The 5541-nt window shown below is 57.4% G+C and carries 3 rRNA genes; all 3 read right to left on the bottom strand.

Going from position 1 to position 5541, the window contains the following annotated elements:
- Window positions 1-148 precede the first annotated feature (148 nt).
- The 3 genes from rrf to AB0C20_RS34900 all read right to left on the bottom strand — a co-directional run bounded on the left by rrf (window position 149) and on the right by AB0C20_RS34900 (window position 5354).
- Window positions 149-265 (bottom strand): 5S ribosomal RNA (gene rrf, locus AB0C20_RS34910).
- An 86-nt stretch (window positions 266-351) separates the two neighbouring features.
- Window positions 352-3460 (bottom strand): 23S ribosomal RNA (locus tag AB0C20_RS34905).
- 379 nt (window positions 3461-3839) lie between these two features.
- A 16S ribosomal RNA gene (locus tag AB0C20_RS34900) occupies window positions 3840-5354 on the bottom strand.
- The 16S, 23S and 5S rRNA genes sit together here, the layout of an rRNA operon.
- Window positions 5355-5541: the final 187 nt, after the last annotated feature.

The following is a 5541-nucleotide window of genomic DNA, read 5'->3' as shown; positions in this document are numbered from 1 at the left end:
CCGCAGGCCCGCGCAACATCCTGGATGTAGTTAGTGGCATCAGGACGCGCGGATACCACTACAACCAAGGATCGAGCGTGACCTTGTCGGGCTTACCGGAAACGCAGATTAGGCCACCCCCGATGGGGGTGGCCTAATCTGGAAGATTGTCCGGCGGCGTCCTACTCTCCCACACCCTCACGAGTGCAGTACCATCGGCGCTGGAGGGCTTAGCTTCCGGGTTCGGAATGTAACCGGGCGTTTCCCCTCCGCCATGACCGCCGTAACTCTATGAACATATCAAACAACCCCGGCACAAAATTCACGGGTGTTCGCTTGTTCAGAGTTGCACAGTGGACGCGTAGCAGCTTAGTAGTCAAGTCCTCGGCCTATTAGTACCGGTCAACTGAACCCGTTACCGGGCTTACATTTCCGGCCTATCAACCCAGTCGTCTAGCTGGGGGCCTTACCCCACAAAGTGGGTGGGATACCTCATCTTGAAGCAGGCTTCCCGCTTAGATGCTTTCAGCGGTTATCCCTTCCGAACGTAGCTAACCAGCCGTGCCCTTGGCAGGACAACTGGCACACCAGAGGTTCGTCCGTCCCGGTCCTCTCGTACTAGGGACAGCCCTTCTCAAGTATCCTACGCGCACGGCGGATAGGGACCGAACTGTCTCACGACGTTCTAAACCCAGCTCGCGTACCGCTTTAATGGGCGAACAGCCCAACCCTTGGGACCTGCTACAGCCCCAGGATGCGACGAGCCGACATCGAGGTGCCAAACCATCCCGTCGATATGGACTCTTGGGGAAGATCAGCCTGTTATCCCCGGGGTACCTTTTATCCGTTGAGCGACACCGCTTCCACTCGCAAGTGCCGGATCACTAGTCCCGACTTTCGTCCCTGCTCGACCTGTCAGTCTCACAGTCAAGCTCCCTTGTGTACTTGCACTCAACACCTGATTGCCAACCAGGCTGAGGGAACCTTTGGGCGCCTCCGTTACCTTTTAGGAGGCAACCGCCCCAGTTAAACTACCCACCAGACACTGTCCCTGAACCGGATAACGGTCCGAAGTTAGATACCCAAATCAACCAGAGTGGTATTTCAAGATTGCCTCCACCCATACTGGCGTATGGACTTCACCGGCTCCCACCTATCCTACACAAGCTAATTCGAGTACCAATGTCAAGCTATAGTAAAGGTCCCGGGGTCTTTCCGTCCTGCCGCGCGTAACGAGCATCTTTACTCGTACTGCAATTTCGCCGGGCCTGTGGTTGAGACAGTGGGGAAGTCGTTACGCCATTCGTGCAGGTCGGAACTTACCCGACAAGGAATTTCGCTACCTTAGGATGGTTATAGTTACCACCGCCGTTTACTGGCGCTTAAGTTCTCCGCTTCGCCCCGAAGAGCTAACAGGTCCCCTTAACGTTCCAGCACCGGGCAGGCGTCAGTCCATATACATCGAATTACTTCTTCGCATGGACCTGTGTTTTTAGTAAACAGTCGCTTCCCCCTGCTCTCTGCGGCCATACAACGCTCCACCCGCGCGGGGCTTCACGTCTCCGGCCCCCCTTCTCCCTAAGTTACGGGGGCAATTTGCCGAGTTCCTTAACCACAGTTCGCCCGATCGCCTCGGTATTCTCTACCTGACCACCTGTGTCGGTTTGGGGTACGGGCCGCTAAGAACTCGCTAGAGGCTTTTCTCGGCAGCATAGGATCACTGACTTCACCTGAATCGGCTCGGCATCACGTCTCAGCCTTCATGTGTTGCGGATTTGCCTACAACACGGCCTACACGCTTACCCCGGCACAACCACCGGCCGGGCTCAGCTACCTTCCTGCGTCACCCCATCGCTTGACTACTACCCATCAGGTTCCCACGCTCCCTCAGCTCAGTCCGAAGACCTCACCAAGTTCGGGTGGTTAGCACAACGAGGTTCATCAGGGACGCTCTTTCGCGGGTACGGGAATATCAACCCGTTGTCCATCGACTACGCCTCTCGGCCTCGCCTTAGGTCCCGACTCACCCAGGGCGGATTAGCCTGGCCCTGGAACCCTTGGTCATCCGGCGGAAGGGTTTCTCACCCTTCTTTCGCTACTCATGCCTGCATTCTCACTCGTGCCGCGTCCACAACTGGGTCACCCCGCTGCTTCACTCGCGGCACGACGCTCCCCTACCCATCCACACACCTGCACAAGGAATCAAGTCCAAGCGAGGATAAAATGTGAATGCCACAGCTTCGGCGGTGTGCTTGAGCCCCGCTACATTGTCGGCGCGGAACCACTTGACCAGTGAGCTATTACGCACTCTTTAAAGGGTGGCTGCTTCTAAGCCAACCTCCTGGTTGTCTATGCGACCCCACATCCTTTTCCACTTAGCACACGCTTAGGGGCCTTAGCTGGTGATCTGGGCTGTTTCCCTCTCGACTACGAAGCTTATCCCCCGCAGTCTCACTGCCGCGCTCTCACTTACCGGCATTCGGAGTTTGGCTGATTTCGGTAAGCTTGTGGGCCCCCTAGACCATCCAGTGCTCTACCTCCGGCAAGAAACACGCGACGCTGCACCTAAATGCATTTCGGGGAGAACCAGCTATCACGGAGTTTGATTGGCCTTTCACCCCTAACCACAGGTCATCCCCCAATTTTTCAACATTGGTGGGTTCGGCCCTCCACGCGGTCTTACCCGCGCTTCAGCCTGCCCATGGCTAGATCACTCCGCTTCGGGTCTAGGACACGCGACTGAATCGCCCTATTCAGACTCGCTTTCGCTACGGCTCCCCCACACGGGTTAACCTCGCCACATGCCACTAACTCGCAGGCTCATTCTTCAAAAGGCACGCCGTCACCCCGCAAGGCTCCGACGGATTGTAGGCGAACGGTTTCAGGTACTATTTCACTCCCCTCCCGGGGTACTTTTCACCATTCCCTCACGGTACTTGTCCGCTATCGGTCACCAGGAAGTATTTAGGCTTACCAGGTGGTCCTGGCAGATTCACGGCAGATTTCAGGGGTCCGCCGCTACTCGGGAACACCCACAGAAGGTCAGCAACTTTCACCTACCGGACTCTCACCGTCTACGGTCAGCCATTCCAGACTGTTCGACTAGCCACTGACTTTGTAACTTCTCGAACAAGTGTCAGCTTGTTCAGTAGGGTCCCACAACCCCGACCACGCAACCCCTGACAGGTATCACACGCAGCCGGTTTAGCCTCGATCCGCTTTCGCTCGCCACTACTCACGGAATCACTAAATTGTTTTCTCTTCCTACGGGTACTGAGATGTTTCACTTCCCCGCGTTCCCTCCACACACCCTATGTGTTCAGGTGTGGGTGACACCACATGACTGGTGCCAGGTTTCCCCATTCGGACACCCTGGGATCACAGCTTGGTTGACAGCTCCCCCAGGCCTATCGCGGCCTCCCACGTCCTTCATCGGCTCCTGGTGCCAAGGCATTCACCGTTCGCCCTTGACAACTTGACCACAAAGATGCTCGCGTCCACTGTGCAATTCTCAACAAACGACCAACCCACAACCCGATCCGCCCCACACCAAAACCCGATCCTCAGACCAGCGGTATGTGGGGCCAGGCCATGCCTGGCAGACTTCCAGCCCCCACACAGGAGGCCGGCGCGTCTCTGAAACAACAACCAATGGTTGTTCCTTCAGGACCCAACAGGGTGCTCACATTCTCCCCCAGCCGCACCAGAAGCCACCGTTCCCACCACCGAAGTGGCTGTACTAGGCGCCGCCGGCCGTTGCCAGGGCAAAACTTGCCAGTGTCTCCGCCATTCGAGCACCCCACCACCACATTCGGGCAGTGCGGGCTCCTTACCGACTTTCGTCGGAAGGTGCTCCTTAGAAAGGAGGTGATCCAGCCGCACCTTCCGGTACGGCTACCTTGTTACGACTTCGTCCCAATCGCCAGCCCCACCTTCGACGGCTCCCTCCACAAGGGTTGGGCCACCGGCTTCGGGTGTTGCCGACTTTCGTGACGTGACGGGCGGTGTGTACAAGGCCCGGGAACGTATTCACCGCAGCGTTGCTGATCTGCGATTACTAGCGACTCCGACTTCACGGGGTCGAGTTGCAGACCCCGATCCGAACTGAGACCGGCTTTTTGGGATTCGCTCCACCTCGCGGTATCGCAGCCCATTGTACCGGCCATTGTAGCATGCGTGAAGCCCTGGACATAAGGGGCATGATGACTTGACGTCATCCCCACCTTCCTCCGAGTTGACCCCGGCAGTCTTCGATGAGTCCCCGCCATAACGCGCTGGCAACATCGAACGAGGGTTGCGCTCGTTGCGGGACTTAACCCAACATCTCACGACACGAGCTGACGACAGCCATGCACCACCTGTGACCGCCCCCGAAGGACCTCACATCTCTGTGAGTTTTGCGGCCATGTCAAACCCAGGTAAGGTTCTTCGCGTTGCATCGAATTAATCCGCATGCTCCGCCGCTTGTGCGGGCCCCCGTCAATTCCTTTGAGTTTTAGCCTTGCGGCCGTACTCCCCAGGCGGGGCGCTTAATGCGTTAGCTGCGGCACAGGGAACCGGAGAGGCCCCCCACACCTAGCGCCCAACGTTTACAGCGTGGACTACCAGGGTATCTAATCCTGTTCGCTCCCCACGCTTTCGCTCCTCAGCGTCAGTATCGGCCCAGAGACCCGCCTTCGCCACCGGTGTTCCTCCTGATATCTGCGCATTTCACCGCTACACCAGGAATTCCAGTCTCCCCTACCGAACTCTAGCCTGCCCGTATCGACCGCAGGCTTGGGGTTGAGCCCCAAGTTTTCACGGTCGACGCGACAAGCCGCCTACGAGCTCTTTACGCCCAATAAATCCGGACAACGCTCGCACCCTACGTCTTACCGCGGCTGCTGGCACGTAGTTGGCCGGTGCTTCTTCTGCAGGTACCGTCACTCTCGCTTCGTCCCTGCTGAAAGAGGTTTACAACCCGAAGGCCGTCATCCCTCACGCGGCGTCGCTGCATCAGGCTTCCGCCCATTGTGCAATATTCCCCACTGCTGCCTCCCGTAGGAGTCTGGGCCGTGTCTCAGTCCCAGTGTGGCCGGTCGCCCTCTCAGGCCGGCTACCCGTCGTCGCCTTGGTAGGCCATCACCCCACCAACAAGCTGATAGGCCGCGAGCCCATCCCAAGCCGAAAAACTTTCCACCACCAGCCATGCGGCCAGAAGTAATATTCGGTATTAGCCCCCGTTTCCGAGGGTTATCCCAAAGCTTGGGGCAGGTTGCTCACGTGTTACTCACCCGTTCGCCGCTCGAGTACCCCGAAGGGCCTTTCCGCTCGACTTGCATGTGTTAAGCACGCCGCCAGCGTTCGTCCTGAGCCAGGATCAAACTCTCCAACAAAAAATTAGTTGAACAGCATCCTGACAACAAACAAATGTTGCCAAAGGAATCCCAACCAGCCAGCAAAAACTGACCAGTCCGGGGTATAAATCATAATTGGCACTGGCTTTACAAGCACCCTGTTGAGTTCTCAAAGAACAACCACACACCGACCAGAAGCCCCACCACAGTGGAACCCCAACCGGGG

Source organism: Micromonospora sp. NPDC048843 (genome assembly GCF_040649965.1).
In the GTDB taxonomy this organism is placed as follows: domain Bacteria; phylum Actinomycetota; class Actinomycetes; order Mycobacteriales; family Micromonosporaceae; genus Micromonospora; species Micromonospora hortensis.
Note: the sequence above shows the minus strand (reverse complement) of the source record. Positions and strands in the feature narration are given on the sequence as shown.